This window comes from Pseudonocardia sp. N23 (genome assembly GCF_002583555.1).
In the GTDB taxonomy this organism is placed as follows: Bacteria; Actinomycetota; Actinomycetes; order Mycobacteriales; family Pseudonocardiaceae; genus Pseudonocardia.
Genome location: NZ_BEGX01000004.1, coordinates 22,897 through 39,119, shown reverse-complemented (window position 1 = coordinate 39,119; position 16,223 = coordinate 22,897). Strand labels below are relative to the sequence as shown.

At 72.4% G+C, this 16,223-nt stretch carries 15 protein-coding genes; 8 read left to right on the top strand and 7 right to left on the bottom strand.

Translation table 11 applies throughout. The features are described from left to right. Window positions 1-5: 5 nt before the first annotated feature. Entirely contained in the window at window positions 6-854 is an 849-nt protein-coding gene (locus TOK_RS02035) for a serine hydrolase (RefSeq protein WP_141566234.1), read from the top strand. A 7-nt stretch (window positions 855-861) separates the two neighbouring features. On the opposite strand, the gene TOK_RS02030 is transcribed toward TOK_RS02035, so the two are convergent. Next, window positions 862-2,046 carry a hypothetical protein gene (locus TOK_RS02030; protein ID WP_098956045.1) on the bottom strand — a complete coding sequence of 395 codons (1,185 nt, stop codon included), beginning with the start codon at window positions 2,044-2,046 and terminating at the stop codon, window positions 862-864. Window positions 2,047-2,337: 291 nt separating this feature from the next. Here TOK_RS02030 and TOK_RS02025 point away from each other — a divergent pair, with 291 nt between their 5' ends. Genes TOK_RS02025 through TOK_RS02015 form a run of 3 tightly spaced genes read left to right on the top strand, consistent with a single transcriptional unit; the run spans window position 2,338 to window position 3,369 of the window. Then, entirely contained in the window at window positions 2,338-2,580 is a 243-nt protein-coding gene (locus TOK_RS02025; RefSeq protein ID WP_098956044.1) for an SRPBCC family protein, read from the top strand. 1 nt (window position 2,581) lies between these two features. Then, entirely contained in the window at window positions 2,582-2,911 is a 330-nt protein-coding gene (locus tag TOK_RS02020) for a helix-turn-helix transcriptional regulator (RefSeq protein WP_098956043.1), read from the top strand. Beyond that, a complete protein-coding gene (locus TOK_RS02015) occupies window positions 2,908-3,369 on the top strand; it encodes an SRPBCC domain-containing protein (RefSeq protein WP_172457355.1) in 462 nt (153 codons plus the stop codon). The genes TOK_RS02020 and TOK_RS02015 overlap by 4 nt, the downstream gene beginning before the upstream one ends. An 18-nt stretch (window positions 3,370-3,387) precedes the next feature. Here the strand turns inward: TOK_RS02015 and TOK_RS02010 are convergent, their stop codons facing one another. Together TOK_RS02010 and TOK_RS02005 are read right to left on the bottom strand one after the other, a co-directional pair. Beyond that, entirely contained in the window at window positions 3,388-4,128 is a 741-nt protein-coding gene (locus TOK_RS02010; protein WP_098956041.1) for an alpha/beta fold hydrolase, read from the bottom strand. A 49-nt stretch (window positions 4,129-4,177) separates the two neighbouring features. Continuing rightward, window positions 4,178-4,393: a hypothetical protein gene (locus tag TOK_RS02005; protein WP_098956040.1), complete on the bottom strand. Its 216-nt coding sequence runs from the start codon at window positions 4,391-4,393 to the stop codon at window positions 4,178-4,180. 195 nt (window positions 4,394-4,588) lie between these two features. Between TOK_RS02005 and TOK_RS02000 the strand changes: the two genes are divergently transcribed. From TOK_RS02000 to TOK_RS01985, 4 genes are all read left to right on the top strand, one after another. After that, a complete protein-coding gene (locus TOK_RS02000; protein ID WP_098956252.1) occupies window positions 4,589-7,678 on the top strand; it encodes a DUF3427 domain-containing protein in 3,090 nt (1,029 codons plus the stop codon). A 28-nt stretch (window positions 7,679-7,706) separates the two neighbouring features. Continuing rightward, complete coding sequence (locus TOK_RS01995) at window positions 7,707-9,971, top strand: M20/M25/M40 family metallo-hydrolase (RefSeq protein WP_253258129.1); 2,265 nt, start codon at window positions 7,707-7,709, stop codon at window positions 9,969-9,971. Window positions 9,972-10,168: 197 nt separating this feature from the next. Then, window positions 10,169-10,723 carry a peroxiredoxin gene (locus TOK_RS01990; RefSeq protein ID WP_098956039.1) on the top strand — a complete coding sequence of 185 codons (555 nt, stop codon included), beginning with the start codon at window positions 10,169-10,171 and terminating at the stop codon, window positions 10,721-10,723. Window position 10,724: 1 nt separating this feature from the next. Further along, complete coding sequence (locus TOK_RS01985; RefSeq protein ID WP_098956038.1) at window positions 10,725-11,270, top strand: carboxymuconolactone decarboxylase family protein; 546 nt, start codon at window positions 10,725-10,727, stop codon at window positions 11,268-11,270. A 98-nt stretch (window positions 11,271-11,368) separates the two neighbouring features. Here TOK_RS01985 and TOK_RS01980 read toward each other — a convergent pair whose 3' ends face one another. The 4 genes from TOK_RS01980 to TOK_RS01965 all read right to left on the bottom strand — a co-directional run bounded on the left by TOK_RS01980 (window position 11,369) and on the right by TOK_RS01965 (window position 16,094). Beyond that, complete coding sequence (locus tag TOK_RS01980; protein ID WP_098956037.1) at window positions 11,369-11,773, bottom strand: nitroreductase/quinone reductase family protein; 405 nt, start codon at window positions 11,771-11,773, stop codon at window positions 11,369-11,371. Beyond that, on the bottom strand, window positions 11,773-13,998 hold the full coding sequence (gene treS, locus TOK_RS01975) for a maltose alpha-D-glucosyltransferase (protein WP_098956036.1): 2,226 nt from the start codon (window positions 13,996-13,998) through the stop codon (window positions 11,773-11,775). The genes TOK_RS01980 and treS overlap by 1 nt, the downstream gene beginning before the upstream one ends. A 165-nt stretch (window positions 13,999-14,163) precedes the next feature. After that, on the bottom strand, window positions 14,164-15,393 hold the full coding sequence (locus TOK_RS01970; protein WP_098956250.1) for an MFS transporter: 1,230 nt from the start codon (window positions 15,391-15,393) through the stop codon (window positions 14,164-14,166). A 5-nt stretch (window positions 15,394-15,398) separates the two neighbouring features. After that, window positions 15,399-16,094, bottom strand: a complete 696-nt coding sequence (locus tag TOK_RS01965) for a FadR/GntR family transcriptional regulator (RefSeq protein ID WP_216361820.1) — start codon at window positions 16,092-16,094, stop codon at window positions 15,399-15,401. Window positions 16,095-16,223: the final 129 nt, after the last annotated feature.

The following is a 16,223-nucleotide window of genomic DNA, read 5'->3' as shown; positions in this document are numbered from 1 at the left end:
CACCCGTGACGTGGGCGCCGGGCCCGGCCGGGCCGCTGACGTCCGGCGTCCCAGGTACCGCAGCGGGCTGCGGTACCTGGTCGTGCACCCAGCAGCACCGTTTCGACGACGCCCACGCCTACATCGCGCGGACCGTCGGCCCGCACGGCTACCTCGGCGTCGAGATGCTCGACCGGACCACGGGCGCGGTGTGGCGCGACGGCGCGACCACCCGCGCAGGCTGGACGGCGTCGACGATCAAGCTGGCGATCGCCGCAGACCTGCTGACCCGGGCCCGCTCCGGCGCGGTGACGCTGACGGCCGCCGACCGCCACGACATGGACACGATGCTCAACTTCTCCGACGAGGCGGCGTCGGACCGGTTGTGGAAGCGCTTCGGCGACGACGCCATGCTCGCCCGCTTCCGCGCCACGTTCGGCATGGCCGGGCTCGCGTTCGTGCCGGGGTTCACGTCGTCGACGTACTGGGGTTTCGTGACGTGCACGACCGACGACCTGCTCGCGCTGGGCCGTTGGGTGCTCACCCGGGCCGACGCGGGAGACCGCGGCTACCTCGTCGCGGCGCTGCGCGGCGTCGCGGGGAACCAGCGGTGGGGCGTCTGGGCCGCCGGTGCCGACCAGCACCCGGGCAACAAGGACGGCTGGTCGTTCGAGTCCGACTCCTACGGACAGCACTGGGTGGCCGACACCGTCGGGTTCGCGGGGCCGGGGGAGCGCTACGTCGTCGCCGTGACCTACCAGGTCGACCCGGCAGGGTCGCTCGCCGACGGGGTGCACGCGGTCAGCGACGTCGTCGCGATCCTGTTCGGCAGACCGGTCCCCGCACCCGTGACGGTCCCGGCCCCGGACGGCTGACCGGCGCCTACGAGACGGTCTTGAGGATCCGCTCGTTGCGGCCCTCGGGCGGGTTGTCGATGAGCCGGCGGGCGCGGGCCTGCAGCTCGGAGACGGCCTCGAGGTCGTCGGAGATGTCGGAGAGGTCGGCGGAGGCGTTGCGGGCGGTGTCCGCGGCCTCGCGTGCGGCGTCGAGCTGGTCGGTGAACTCCGACGCCCGGGTGTTGACGACGGCCGTCGCCGCCTTTCGCAGGTCGCCCTGCAGGAGCCGGCCGGCGTCGCGGATCTGCTTGCTCATGGCGAGCTGGTACTCGTCGATCGTCCCGCGCAGGGTGGACTTCGCGTCGCCGCGGCGGCGGTCGAGCTGGCGCTTGCGCTCGCCCGACAGCGCCGCGCCGCCGAGGCCGACCGCACCGACGACGGCGCACACCGCGATGACCCAGCCAGGCATGTTCAGGCCGAGGAACCGCGACAGCACGATCGCCATCATGACGCCGCCGTAGGTGGGCATGAGGACACCGAGCATGCGGGCCCCTGCGGGCGGGTTGCCGCCACCGGAGACCTGGCGGGCCTGCAGCTCGCCGACGAGCCGGTCGGGCGCGGTCACGGGGATCGACTCGATGCGGGGTGGCGGGGAGTCGAGCTGCTCGCCGAGCTGGGTGGCGACGCGGCGGCTACGTTCGAGCAACAGCCCGTAGACCTCGTCCGCCTCGATCGCGAGGCGGTGGCGCAGCCAGGCGTCGAAGGCCTCGCTGTTCTTCTTGGGGTCGTTGGCATCGATCGAGTCCTCGCCCTCGGCGATGACCTGCCGGGCGCGCGTGCGCAGCGCGAACTCGGCGTCGGAGCTCATGGCGGAGAAGCCCTCGCCGAGCAGCTGGGGCCACTCGCGCGAGCGGGTCTGGAAGTCCTCGAAGTGGTTGCGGGCGCGGTCGAGCTCGGCGCGCAGCCGGGCGGCACGGCCGGGGTCGGACAGCGTGGTGCGCCGGGTGCGGAGGTCGATCTTCAGCGACTCCAGCGCACGGATGCACTCGGTGGCCGAGTCGCGGACGGTCGCCGGGCCGGGGTGGCGGGCCAGCGCGGTGCGGACGGTCGTGAGCTTGCGGATGAGGTCGTCGCGGTCGTTGGCCTCGGACCCCTGGATGCAGAGCTCGATGATCGCCCGGGCCTCCGCGAGGGCCGCGTCGTCGCGTGGCTTCTGGGGGGTGGCGTTCATCCGTGCTCGTCCTCTCGCGCCACCGGGATCGACCGGGCGGCCTTCGTAGTGCGACTGCGACTGCGTCTCGCGGTACTGACGTCATCCGTGACTGCGACACCGTGCGTTACTGCGACATCGTGCGCGGTCGCGCCCACCCGGGACGATCGAGAGGTCCCTACACCCTCGGGGCGTTTCCCGACGCCGAGGGTAGGGCACGCCCCACCGCGCTGAACAGACGACGGGACCGTCACTCCGCGGTTACGGTAACTTCCGGGTTACCGATACCTGGACACCGCGGGAGGAACGGTCATGAACAGCGGATACTCGGTGCGGCGCACCATCGCCGCCCCGCCGGAACAGGTGTGGGTGCTGCTCGCCGACGGCTCCCGCTCCCCGGAGTGGAACCCGTCGGTCCTGTCGCTCGACGCGACGTTCACCCCCGGGGAGCGAATCCGGGTCGCCGCGATCCTCACCAGGACGATCCCCGGCATGACCGAGTCGTCCGGTCAGTACGCCGACGGCCTCAGGGCCGCCGCGGCGCGAGCGGGCTGACATGTCCGACGTCAACGCCGCCCTCGAAGCACTGGGAGACCCGAGCAGGCGCGCGATCGTCGAGCTGCTCGCCGACGGGCCGCGCCCCGTCGGCGAGATCGCCGCCGCGCTGCCGATCAGCAGGCCCGCCGTGTCCCGGCACCTGCGCCTGCTCAAGGACGCCGGCCTCGTCGACGACGCCGCCCATGGCACCCGCCGCGTCTACCGGCTGCGCACCGACGGCGTCGAGGCGATCCGCGTCTGGTTGCGTACGGTGTGGGGCGACGCGATGAGCCGCTTCCGGCTGGTCGCCGACAACACCAACCCCGCGACCGGGAGGGACGTCCCGTGACCACGACTCCCGATCCGCTCGTCGTCGAGTTCCACGTCGCCGCACCGCCCGCGCACGCCTTCGAGGTGTGGACCGGCCGGATCGCGACGTGGTGGCCGCCCTCGCACACCATCAGCGGCGCCCCGGCGTCGATCACGCTCGGACCCCGCGCCGGCGGCCGCATCGTCGAGACCGCCCCCGACGGTACCGAGCACGAGTGGGGCGAGCTCCTGGTCCGGGAGCCACCCGCCCGGCTGCGGATGCTGTGGCACCTGTTCTTCGACCGCGACGAGGCCACCGAGGTCGACGTCTCGTTCGTCGCCGACGACGCCGGCACCCGCGTCCGCCTCGAACAGACCGGCTGGGACCGGCTCGGCCCCGCCGGGGGGCCCCGGCGCGAACGCACCGGCGCGGCATGGGCGTCGATCACGACGCACTTCGTCGCTGCCTGCGAAGCGGGCTGGTCGGCGCAGGCCTGAGCGCCGCCGCTCCCCGCCTCACCCGTCCAGGGACCCCGACAGGAACGCCAGCACCAACGCGGTGACCAGCTCCGGAGCATCCAGCGGCAGGATGTGGGTGCCTGGCAGGACCGCGAACCGGCCCGCGGGCAGGATGTCGGCGACGGCGCGGCCGTGCGCGACCGTCACCTCGTCGCGGTCGCCCTGCAGGATCAGCGTCGGCGCGGTCACCCCGGCGAACCGGCGCAGGTCGATGTCGGGTTCGCGGGCGAACATGTCGAGCAGCTTGTCGACGACCACCGCGAAGTGCTCCGGCCCGTCCGGCGAGGGATGGGCGCTGCGCAACCCTTCCGGAGCCGTGCCCCGCATCGACTCCAGCGACGCCAGGAAGTCGGCCCGGGCGATGCCGCCGGGTGTGTAGTACTGGCCGATCAGCACCTGTCGCGCCACCAGCTCCGGAGCCTTCATCGACACCAGGGCGCCGACCACCGCCCCGTCGCTCCAGCCCACGAGGTGCGCCGGTCCGCCGACCGCCTGGCGGAGGAACCCCACCGTGTCGTCGGCCATCGCGTCGTAGGTGAACGGCCCCTCGACGTCCGGGGTGCCGCCGTGGCCGCGCCGGTCCGGCGTCAGCACCGTGTAGCCGCCCGCGGCCAGCAGATCAGGCCAGGGACCCCACGAGTCCGACCCCACCATCCCGCCGTGCAGCAGCACCAGCGCAGGCCCGTCTCCGGTGGCCTCGAAATAGGTCGGGAGGCCGTCGACGTCGAGGATCGGCACCCGTCGACCGTAGCGCCGTCCGCGGCGTCGCGCCTGGCCCTCGCCGTCGTCAGGGTGCGGTCGCGCGCAGTGCGGCGATCGCCGTGTCGAGGGCCGCCTCCAGGTCGGCGACCGACCCCGTCGACATCTGCAGCACGACGCCGCCCTGGATGCCCACGAGGATCGCCGCGGCCGTCCGCCCTGCGTCGACGCCGGCGCCCACGTCGCCCGATGCCTGCATCGCGACGATGCCCGCCCGGATCTCGCCCTCCCAGCGCGCGGCCATCCCGCGGCATTCTCTCGGACATCTTTCGGCTCCGATCGGAGTCACCCTAGAGCGGCAGTCCGACGAGATCAGGTGAACCCGATCGGGGTAGTCCACGGCGCGGGGCGAAGATCGCCGCCGAGTACGGTGACGCATCGCACCCGAACGATCGACGATCAGGAGTCGTGTCATGAGCCGGCCCATGGCGACCTCATCGTGACGGAGCCCTTGGCGGAGGGCGTCTACGAGCGCCTGCGCACAGCGAAGCTCGACGCCACGCTCGCCGGATATCCCGACTTTGATCCACGTTTCCTTCCGGTCGAGGAGGCCGACCAGCCTCAGGTGCTCGCCCGGCACGTCGCCGCAGCATTCCAGCGTCTCCTCGAATCCGAGTCCAGCCCGCAGCGGCGCATCGCGCTGACCAATGAGGTGCTGGCTCGCATCTCGTCGACCGGTGACGACCTCGGTGACGCGATCGAGCATCTCGTCGTCCTGAGCCGCAAGATCGCGCCGGGCGTGCATCGGCTGATCCGGCCCAAGACGTCGCTCTCGGCGGCGGCACTGATGACGAACACCCCCGGCGAGCCGTCGCTGTCGGCCGAGCTGCGGTCCGAGCTGGTCTCGGCCGACGCAGTGAACCTGTTGTGCGCGTTCATCCGGTGGCCGGGCCTGCGGTTGCTGCACGACGAGCTCTCCAGCCTCAAGGAGCGCGGCGCCGAGCTGCGGGTCATCACGACGACCTACATGGGTGCGACGGAGCAGCGGGCCGTCGACGAGCTCGTTCGCCGGTTCGGCGCCACTGTGAAGATCAACTATGCGTCGGCGACGACCCGGCTGCACGCGAAGGCCTGGCTCTTCCGCCGCGACACCGGTTTCGACACCGCCTTCGTCGGCAGCAGCAACCTGTCGAAGTCCGCGCTCGTCGAAGGGCTCGAATGGAACGTGCGGCTCTCGGCCATCGCGACGCCCGAGCTGATCCGCAAGTTCACCAGCACCTTCGACACCTATTGGGCTGACCCGAGCTTCGTCCCATACAACCCGGAGGACCCTGACGACGTTGCCCGGCTGGCTGAGGCGCTGGGGCGGGCGCGCGTGCCGTCGGCCGATCAGATGCTCACCGGGCTCGAGATCCGGCCGCTGCCGCACCAGACCCAGATCCTCGAAGCGCTCGACACCGAGCGGGAGGTCCATGCCCGGCACCGCAACCTCGTCGTCGCGGCAACCGGGACCGGCAAGACCGTCGTCGCCGCCCTCGACTACGCGCGGCTGCGCCAGACCCTCCCTCGCGCCCGGCTGCTGTTCGTCGCGCACCGCAAGGAAATCCTCGACCAGTCGCGCCGCACCTATCGCGCGGTGCTGGCCGACGGCGCCTTCGGCGAGCTCTACGTAGGCGGCGAGCGCCCCGAGCGCTGGAACCACGTCTTCGCGAGCATCCAGGGCCTCGCGGCGTACGGCGTGGAGAACATCCCCACCGACCATTTCGACGTCGTCGTGGTCGACGAGTTCCACCACGCTGAGGCCGCCACCTACCGTCGCCTGCTTGACCACCTCACGCCCCGGGAGCTCCTCGGTCTGACGGCCACGCCCGAGCGGGCCGACGGCAGTGACGTCCGCGACCAGTTCGACGGCCGCAGCGCCGCCGAGCTGCGGCTGTGGGACGCGCTCGCCGACGACCTGCTGGTCCCGTTCCACTATTTCGGCATCGCCGACGACGTCGACCTGTCCGGTGTGGAGTGGAAGAAGGGTGGCTACGACACGGCCGCGCTCGACGCCGTCTACACCGGCAACGACGCCCGCGCGGCGAAGGTCGTCCGGGAGACGCGCGACAAGGTCACCGACGTCCTCGCGATGCGGGCGCTAGGTTTCTGCGTCTCGATCGCACACGCCGAGTACATGGCGACGGTGTTCAGAAACGCCGGGATCCCGAGCCTCGCGGTCAGCGGCCGCACGTCGCAGGCGGACCGGGCGGAGGCGCTGCGCCGGCTCGGCGCCCGCGACGTCAATTGCCTGTTCACCGTCGACCTGTTCAACGAAGGTCTCGATCTTCCCCAGGTCGACACGATCCTCATGCTCCGCCCGACCCAGAGCGCGACGATCTTCCTGCAGCAGCTCGGCCGAGGCCTTCGCCGCGCTCCCGACAAGGCCGTGCTCACCGCGCTTGACTTCATCGGCCAGCAGCGCCGGGAGTTCCGCTTCGACGTCCGCTACCGGGCGCTGACGGGCAGCAGCCGCCGGGGCCTGGCCGACGACATCGAGCAGTTGTTCCCGTTCCTGCCGTCCGGCTCGGCGCTGGTTCTCGACCGGGTCGCGCAGCGCATCGTGCTCGACAACGTCAGGCGTCAGCTGCGGTTCACTCGCAACGACCTCGTCGCGGACATCCGCTCGCACGGGGACCTGCCGCTCGCGACGTACCTGCACGACGCCGACCGCGAGCTGTCGGACGTCTACAGGAAGAAGGGCTCGTGGACCGCGCTGCGGCGCGAGGCGAGCCTGCCGACCCTCGCCGCCGGGCCCGACGAGGAAGCTCTGCTGCGGCGCGTGGCCAACCTCAGCCACGTCGACGACCCCGAGCGCGCGCGGGCCTATGCGCAGCTCGCGGCCCCCGCAGGCCCCGGCTACGGCGACCTCACCGAGCGGGAGCAGCGGCTCGCCCGCATGTTGTTCTTCCAGCTCTGGCCCAACCGCAACGGGTTCACCACCTACGAGCAGGGTCTCGCGCACCTGCGACGGCACCCGGCGGTGTGCGCTGAAATCGGCGAACTTGTGGCGCACACGCTCGACTCCGCGCGACACTTGCCGAAGTCGCTGGGGGAGGGGCTCATCCACATCCCGCTGGCCAGCCACGCGCATTACCGTCGCGAAGAGATTCTTGCCGCCTTCGACTGGGCCAGGATGGAAGGCAACAAAGCCCATGGGCACCAGGCCGGTGTGGTGTGGGCGTCGGAGCACGCCACGGATGCGTTCATGGTGAACCTACGCAAGACCGAGCGCGACTTCTCGCCGACGACCATGTACCGCGACTTCGCAGTGAGCCCGGAGGTATTCCACTGGGAGTCACAGAACTCAACCACGGTGCAATCGGTGCCCGGGCAGAGGTACCTCCACCACCGGGAGCGGGGCACCCACGTCGTGCTGTTCACCCGCGATGCACCTTCGGACGATCTTGGGCAGAGCGCACCGTTCCTCTGCCTGGGCCAGGTCGACATCGAGAGCCACCAGGGTGAGAAGCCGATCGCGATCACCTGGCGGCTGCGCCGGGCGATGCCCGCGGAGACGTTCCGCGCCGCGGGGGTCGCGGCGTCCTGATTTTCCCGCGGTGGGGCAGACTGCGGGCGTGCGGTCGCCGACGATCACCCCGCCGCCCCGTCTGCTCGCCGTCGCGGCCGCGTGGCTGATCATTGCCGTGGTCACGGTGGTGGCCGTGCTGTCGGTCATGCCACCTTCGCCGCGCACCGACGTTCCCGCCGACGAGCCGTCGGCCGCGGCGGCGTTCGCGCACGTCGAGCGGATCGGGGCGCGCACCCACGTCGCGGGGTCGGCGGCCAACGACGAGGTGCGGACCTACATCCTCGACACCCTGCGCGGGTTCGGGGTGCAGACGCGGGTGCAGGACACCGTCGGTGTCAACGGTGAGCAGGCGGCGCGGGTGCGCAACGTCGTCGCGACGATCCCGGGGACGGCGCCGGAGGCGGAGCGGGGCCGGGTGTTCCTGGTGGCGCACTACGACTCCGTTCAGGTCGGGCCGGGCGCCAACGACGACGGCGCCGGCGTGTCCACGCTGCTGGAGTCGGCGCGGGTGCTGCGGGCGGCGCCGCTGCGCAACGACGTCGTGCTGCTGTTCACCGACGCCGAGGAGGCGTGCCTGTGTGGGGCGCAGGCGTTCGTGGCCTCGGATCCGCTCGCGGCCCAGGGCGGGGTGGTGCTCAACGTCGAGGCCCGGGGGACCGGCGGCCCGGTGATCATGTTCGAGACGACGCGGGGAAACGCGAACCTGATCGACGTCTACGCCGCCGCGGCGCCGCACCCGGTGGCGACGAGCTTCGCCGTCGAGGTCTACCGGATCCTGCCCAACGACACCGACTTCAGCCCCTTCCGCGACGCGGGCCGGTTCACCGGGCTCAACTCGGCCTACATCGACGGCGCGGCGGCCTACCACTCGCCCGAGGACGTCCCGGCGCGGATGGACAGGGGCAGCCTGCAGGCGCACCTGGACTCCGCGGTGGCGCTGGCCAGGGCCTTCGGCGACCAGGACGTCACCGCGATGCCTGCCGCGCAGGACGCGACGTACTTCCCGGTGCTCGACATGCTGGTGCACTACCCGGAGTCGGCGGTGTGGCCGCTGGCGGTGCTGGCCGCGGTGACGGTGCTGGCGCTGGCCGTGGTCGCGCGGTGGCGGCGGGCGGCGAGCGTGCCGAGGATGCTGGGCGGGCTGCTGGCGGCTGTGGTGCCGCTGGTGGGGGCGCCGCTGCTCGCGCAGGGCGGCTGGTGGCTGCTGGTGGTGATCCGGCCCGACTACGCCGGCGTCCGCGACGTCTGGAACCCGACCTGGTACCGGTGGGCGCTCGTGGTGCTCGTAGCGGCGGTCGTGCTGACCTGGTTCGCGTTGCTGCGCAAGGTGATCGGGGCGGTCGCGCTGGGCGTGGGCGGGCTGGCGTGGCTCGCCGCGCTGGGCATCGTGCTGGCCTCCCTCGCGCCGGGCGGCTCCTATCTGGCGGCGGTGCCGGCGCTGGTGGGTGCGGTGTGCGCGCTGGTGGCGGTCGCGGTGGGGCGTACGGGCGTCGGTGTCGCGGCGGCGACGGTCGCGGCCGTCGTCGGGATCGTCGTCCTGGTGCCGACGGCTGTGCTGTTCTTCCCGGCGCTCGGCCTGCCGGTGGCCGCGGTGCCGGCGTTCGTGCTGGTCCTGCTCACCCCGGTGCTGCTGCCGCTGCTCGACCCGCTGCTCGGCGGGCACGCGTCGTGGCAGGGGCCGGTGGCGCTGGTCGCGGCGGTCGCGCTGGGTGCGGCAGGTCTGGCGGCCGACCGGTTCACCGCGGCGGATCCCGTTCCGGCGCAGCTGATGTACTCCCTCGATGCCGACACCGGGCAGGCCCGCTGGGTCACCGAGGAGGACCAGCCGGGCGCGTGGACTGCGGGCTACGTGGACCGTCGGCAACTGGTGCCGGAGCTGCTCGGCATGTCGGGGTTCTTCTGGGCGGGTCCGGCCCCGGCGGCTGCGTTGCCGGCCGCGCGGGTGGACGTCGTCTCCGACGTCGCCACCGGGGCGGGCCGCACGGTGACGGTGCGGATCGTGCCGCAGCGGCCGGTGCGGCTGCTCGCTCTCGAGGCCGGCGACGGGCCCACGGTGCGCGCGGCCACCGTCGCGGGGGCGCCGGTCGACGTGCGCGACGGCCGTCTCGACCTGATCTTCCACGCCCCACCGCCCGAGGGCCTGGAGCTACGGCTGGAGCTGACGGCGCAGGGCAGGCTGGACCTGTCGGTCCTCGACGGCAGCGACGGCCTCTCGGGGCTGCCCGGATTCGTCCCGCGCCCACCGGACGTCGGCATCGCCGGCAGCCACACCAGCGAGCTGGTGGCGGTCACGCGGACACAGCGCATCTGACGGGTATCGGGGGACACCCGGCGCCGAATGGCGGGGATCACGCGTTTAGAGTCGATCACGAGGGTCGACGACGACACCGACGACGTCGACGACCCGGGGGCCCGCCCGTCTGGGGCCGGTACCCGTTCTCGCCCGTGGCCGCGCGATGCGCGCCCGGCGAACGTCTCTCGATCATCGTTCCAAGGAGAAGTCTGCTCGTGCTCACCGTCGGAGACCAGTTCCCCGAGTTCTCGCTCACCGCGTGTGTGTCGCTCGACCCCGACACCGCGTTCTCCACGATCACCCAGGCGTCCTACCCGGGCCGCTGGCTGGTCGTGTTCTCCTGGCCGAAGGACTTCACCTTCGTGTGCCCCACCGAGATCGCGGCGTTCGGCAGGCTGAACGCCGAGTTCGCCGACCGCGACGCGCAGGTCCTCGGGTTCTCGGTCGACAACGAGTTCGTCCACCACGCGTGGCGCCGTGACCACCCGGACCTGACCGACCTGCCGTACCCGATGCTGGCCGACACCGGCCGCACGCTGTCGTCGGCGCTCGGCGTCCTCACCCCCGAGGGCGTGGCCCAGCGCGCGACCTACCTGGTCGACCCGACCGGCGAGATCCAGTTCTCGATGGTCACCGCGGGCTCGGTGGGCCGCAACGTCGACGAGGTCCTGCGGGTCCTCGACGCGCTGCAGACCGACGAGCTGTGCCCCTGCAACTGGAACAAGGGCGAGCGCACCCTCGACGCCGACACGCTGCTGGCCGGGGTCTGAGATGTCGCTGGACGCGCTGCGCGCCGCGCTGCCCGACCACGCCAAGGACATCCGGCTCAACCTCGGATCGGTGATCGGCAACTCGACGCTGCCGGCGCAGCGGCTGTGGGGCGCGGTCCTGGCCTGCGCGATCGCCTCGCGCAACGAGGTCGTGCTGCGTGAGCTCGCCGAGGACGCCCGCACCCACCTCGACGAGAAGGCGTTCACCGCAGCGAAGTCGGCGGCGTCGATCATGGCGATGACGACGGTGTACTACCGCGGCCGGCACATGCTCGGCGACGAGACCTACGAGACGATGCCCGCGAAGCTGCGGATGCAGGTCATCGCGACGCACGGCGTCGACAAGGGGGACTTCGAGTTCTGGTCGCTCGCCGCTGCGTCGATCGCCGGCTGCGAGGTCTGCGTGGAGTCGCACGGGCGGGCGCTGCGCGAGCACGGCACCGACCGTGAGGTCGTGCTGGACGCGGTGCGGATCGCCGCCGTCGTGCACGCCGCGGCGGTCACCGAGGCTGCCGAGCGCGCGCTCTCGGACGCGCCGGCGTTCTGATCCGACGACCGCCGGGGACGGTCTCCCGGGTGCCTCAGCGAACCTCGTGAGTGGCAATGGTCGCCACAGCGACCATTGCCACTCACGGCCGATCGGCGTCAGCGGCGGGTCAGGCCGACGACCGGGATCTCGCGCGTCGTCGTCGCCTCGTGGTCGGCGAAGAACGGGTAGGTCTCCTTGAGCATCGCCCAGGTGCGGGCGCGGTCGTCGCCGGTCAGCGGGGCCGCGTGGGCGTCGTAGGTGTCGTCGCCGACCTCGACGGTCACGTCCGGATCGGCGGCGACGTTCGCGTACCAGTCCGGGTCGTACGGCGCGCCCATGTTCGACGCGATCACCAGCAGCCGGTCGCCGTCGCGGTGGAACATCATCGGCGATGTGTGGCGGCGCCCCGAGCGGCGCCCGGTCGTGGTGAGCAGGAGCAGCGCCTCGCGGTGCATGCCCTCGATCTCGCCGCCCGCGCGGAACTGCTCGATGACGCGGCGGTTGATCACCGCGATGTCCATCACGGCTCCTGTGCGGGGGTGGGCGGGGCCGTGACCAGCAGCGAGTGGCCCTGGTGCGGCTCGAGGTCGATCGTGAAGCCGAGCAGGTCGTCGACGACGCCGACCTCCCGGTCGGTGAACATGTCGGTGACGACGGAGCCGGGCACGAGCTGCTCGGACCGGACGGTCGCCGTCACGTCCTCGTTGGCGAAGTTCAGCACGCCGACGTGCAGCGTGCCCTCCTCGGCGAGCCGGTGCACCAGCACGAGCGTGCCGCGGTGCGAGACGTCGGGGACGTCGACCTGCTCGCTGGTGGCGATGGCGTAGCGGTTGCGCACCGCGAGGATGGCCTGCAGCTGGCGGGCGAAGCTGGTCTCGTCGGCCAGCTGGTCGGGTAGCGTGCCGTAGAGGCTGCGCCCGCGCGGCATGCCGGCGGTGCTGCGCGTCGCGGCCGGGTCGGCGCCCATGAGGTCGTGCGCGCCACGGTTGATCCAGCGGGTGTCGCCGTGGTCGAGCAGCGTCGAGACCTGCGACGGGGGCAGCGTCAGGATGCCGCCCAGGTCCCAGCCCGAGAGCGCGAAGACGCCGGGCTGCAGCGCGTTGAACATCACCAGCAGCAGGTGCGCGCGCACGATGCGGGCGCGCACGGCGTCGTCGATGTGGTCGAGCTCGGGCACGCCCAGGATCGCCGCGATCGCCGACGTCGTGGTGCAGGCGATGCCGTTCGTCGTGAAGATCAGGTTGTAGGGGCTGTCGGGTCCGGTGAGCGCGGCGACGAGGTCGGCGCGGACGGCCTCGGCGATGTCGCCACCCGTGGTGTCGGCGCCGCGGAACGGGTAGAGGTCCTCGCGGTGCCCCGTCGACCAGTGCAGTAGCTCGTAGGTGAGCTCGTCGTGGTTCTGCAGGGCGTGCACCAGCCCGGCGGGGTCGACGCCCAGCTGCAGCGACGTGCGCAGCGTCAGCCGCAGGAACTCGCTGTCCCCGGTGGCCAGCGCGTGGTGGTAGGCGGGCCGGTTGACGAAGTCGTAGGACAGGTCGGCGCCCGCCTCGGCGGTCTGCTTGATGTCGTCGATCGTGAGGTTCAGCTCCTGGAAGGTGAACCCGCCGAGCTTGCGGACCATGCTGCCGATGAGGTGGTTGGCCGCCTGTGACAGCGGATGGCCCTCCGACCAGGCCGGCAGCCCCTCCGTCGACTTCTCGACACCCAGGAACCCGTTGGCGTCCAGGCGCAGCGCGCCGGAGCCGAGGTCGGCCAGCGAGTGCAGCGCGTCGCCGATGACCAGGCGCATCCCGGCGAACGACGGGTCGAGCCAGTTGATCGACGGCTGCCCGTCCTTGAAGTAGTGCAGGTACACCCAGCGCCGCTCGATGCCGTCGACACCGACGACCGGTGCGGTGGCACTCCAGTTGGTCTCCTTGACACCCTCGGCGTAGAAGATGACGCGCTGCAGGCGGCCGATGATGTATCCGGCCTTCTCCAGCTGCTCCTCCGTGGCGGCGTCGAGGTTGGCCGAGTCGCGGCCCGCGGGCGCGTCGGGGAGCAGGTTCCAGTCCTCGGGCTCGATCTCCACCATGTGGTAGATGCCGGGGTAGTCGCCGTACTTCATCTCGGCGAGCCGGAAGTCGGCGCCCTTGCCGGTGTGGCCGGGGACGATGTCGTCGATGATCGTGCCGCCGTGCCAGGTCGCCATCCCGCACATGGCCCGGAACTCGGCCTCGGTGCCGAAGGCAGGGTCGATCTCGGTGCTCATCCGGTCGAAGTGGCCGTCGACGCTCGGCGTCGGGTGCCAGCCGCGGATGCCGCCCGCGCGCTTCACCGGCCCGGTGTGGACGCCCTCGATCCCGATGTCGGAGAACGCCTTCCACAGGTTCTCGTCGGCCAGTGCGGCGAGGAACGACTCGTCGGGCCGGGTGATGAACGACAGCGGGTAAGCGGTGAACCACACCGACGCCGTCTCGACGGCCTGCCGCGGCCCGGGGTTGGCGAACGGGTTCTGCCACATCGTCCCCGAGCCGGAGAACTGCCGCGAGATCTCGTTGGCGTCGGACAGCATCGACTGCGAGAGCAGCCATGACACGTACGCCGGGTTGGTGCCGGTCGGCTCGCCGTCCTGGGTGACCGACCGCCGGGGGACCGGGGCCTTGACGCGGGCGCGATGGCGCAGGCTGCGCGGGCGGGCCGGATGGTAGTGCTCGGCGTAGGTGATCTCGCTGCGCTCGTGCTCGTGGGACTGCTCGTCTGACATCAGGGGAACTCCGAAGATCGCCGCGCCCGGCGGGCCGCCGCACCGGGCCCGTCGCAGGGGTGAAAGGTACCGGCACGGCCGGCGAACCCGGGGGGTGGCCGGACCCGCGTTTCGCCGTCGCCGAACGGTCGGGTGACGCGGCATGCCGGGTGGCCGGCGCCGCCGTCAGGCGGCGGGGGCGAGGTCGCCGCGGCGCAGCTCCCGGTCACGCCCGGCGAGCCAGCCGGCCACGCCCTGCGGGACGTAGAGGATGAGGAGGACGACGAGCGGCACGGTCCAGCTGTCGGTGAGGTCGTGCAGGGCACCGACGGCGAACGGCCCTGCCGCGGCGAGGGCGTAGCCGATGCACTGGGCCATGCCGGAGAGCTGCGCGGCGTGGGCGGCGTCGGGGCTGCGGATGCCCATGTAGATCAGGGCCAGGCCGAGTGCCGCGCCGAAGCTGATGCCGGCGACGATGCACGCGACGATCTCGAGCCCCGGCACCAGCACCATCCCGAGACCCACCACGCCCATGAGCGTGATGACCAGCGACAGCCATCGCTGGTCCCGGGAGCGGGCCCCGAGCAGCGGCGCGCTGATGCTGCCGACGAGGCCGGTGACGCTCACGACGGACACGAGCGCGCCGGCCGCGGTGGCCGACCAGCCGCGGTCGATGAAGATCGTGGCGAACCACGACGACGCCGAGTAGAAGCCCAGCGATTGCAGTCCCATGTAGACGGTGACCTGCCAGGCGAGCGCCTGCCGGGCCACTCCGCGGATCCTCGTTCCGGGACCGGTGGGCCGGCCGACCCGGCGCAGCTGCGGGAGCCAGCACAGGATGCCCAGCAGCGCCCACAGCGCCCACGCGCCCAGCGCGAGGCGCCAGCCGAGTCCGGCGGCCTCGGCCAGCGGGACGGTGACCGCGGCACCGAGGGCACCGCTGAACGAGATCGCCGCGGAGTAGACGGCCGTCATGAAGCCGGTGCGGTGGGCGTAGTCGCGCTTGATGAGGGCGGGCAGCAGCACGTTGCCCGACGCGATGGCCATGCCGATCAGCACGGTGCCGAGGTAGAGCGTCCACACGGTGGGGACCACGCGGACGACACCGCCTGCGGTGAGCAGGACCAGCACAGCGAGCAGGGCGCGTTCGATGCCGATCCGCCGGGCCAACCGCGGCGCGATGGGCGCGAGCAGCCCGAAGCACAGCACGGGCAGCGCGGTGAGGATGCCGGCCGCGGTGGCCGAGAGGCCCTGGTCGGCGCGGATCTCGTTGAGCAGGGGGCCGACGCCGACGACGGGGGCACGCAGGTTGAGCGCGACCAGCACGATCGCGCCGGTGGTCCACCACGCGACGCCGAGGCCGGGGCGCCGACCGGACGGGGATCGGCCGGTGTCCGACGTGGCACCGGTGCCCATGGCGGTCACGGCTGCCGCTCGACGATCGTGCGGGCGGCGTCGAGGTAGGTGTCGGCGGCGGCGACCGCGGCGACGGGGTCGCCCGCAGCGATCGCGGCGGCGAGCTCCTCGTGGCCACGAAAGGCGGAGTGGTCGTCGTCGAGGCGGGAGATCTCGGCGACGGTCCGCTCGACGGCTTCGGTGAGCCCGTCGTAGAGGTCGGCGAGAACGGGGTTGCCGGTCGCGGCGACCACGGCGCGGTGGAACGTGAGGTCGGCCGCGACGAACGCGTCGGCGTCGCCGGTGTCGCACGCGGCGCGGCGGGCCCGGACGGCGAGGGTGACGGCGGCGGCGTCGGCGTCGGTGCGGTTGCGGGCGGCGCCCTCGGCGGCGGCGCGTTCGAGGCCGGCGCGGACGTCGAGGACGTGCAGCAGGTCGGTCTGGCGGGCCCGGCGGTACACGGCGGCACCGAGGGCACTGGTGGCGCGGACGTAGGTGCCGTCGCCCCGCCTGGGCGCGAGCATGCCGGCGTGCTCGAGGGCCCGGACGGCCTCGCGGACGGTGTTGCGGCCGACGCCGAGCGCGGCGGTCAGCTCGGGCTCCGGAGGAATGCGTGAGCCGAGCGGCCACACGCCGCTCGTGATGAGGTCCTCCAGCTGGGCGATCACGGCGTCGCAGGCCCGCCCCGTCCGGATCGCGGTGAGTCCCGCCGTCTGTGACACGCACCAGAACCTAACATCCCATGTTTGCCGTCCGGCGGGGCGTGTGACGCGCTCTACCGGTACGCCGCCGCCTGCAGCTCGTACAGCTCCGCGTGCCGCCCGCCGCGACGGGCTGCTCGTGCGTGCCGC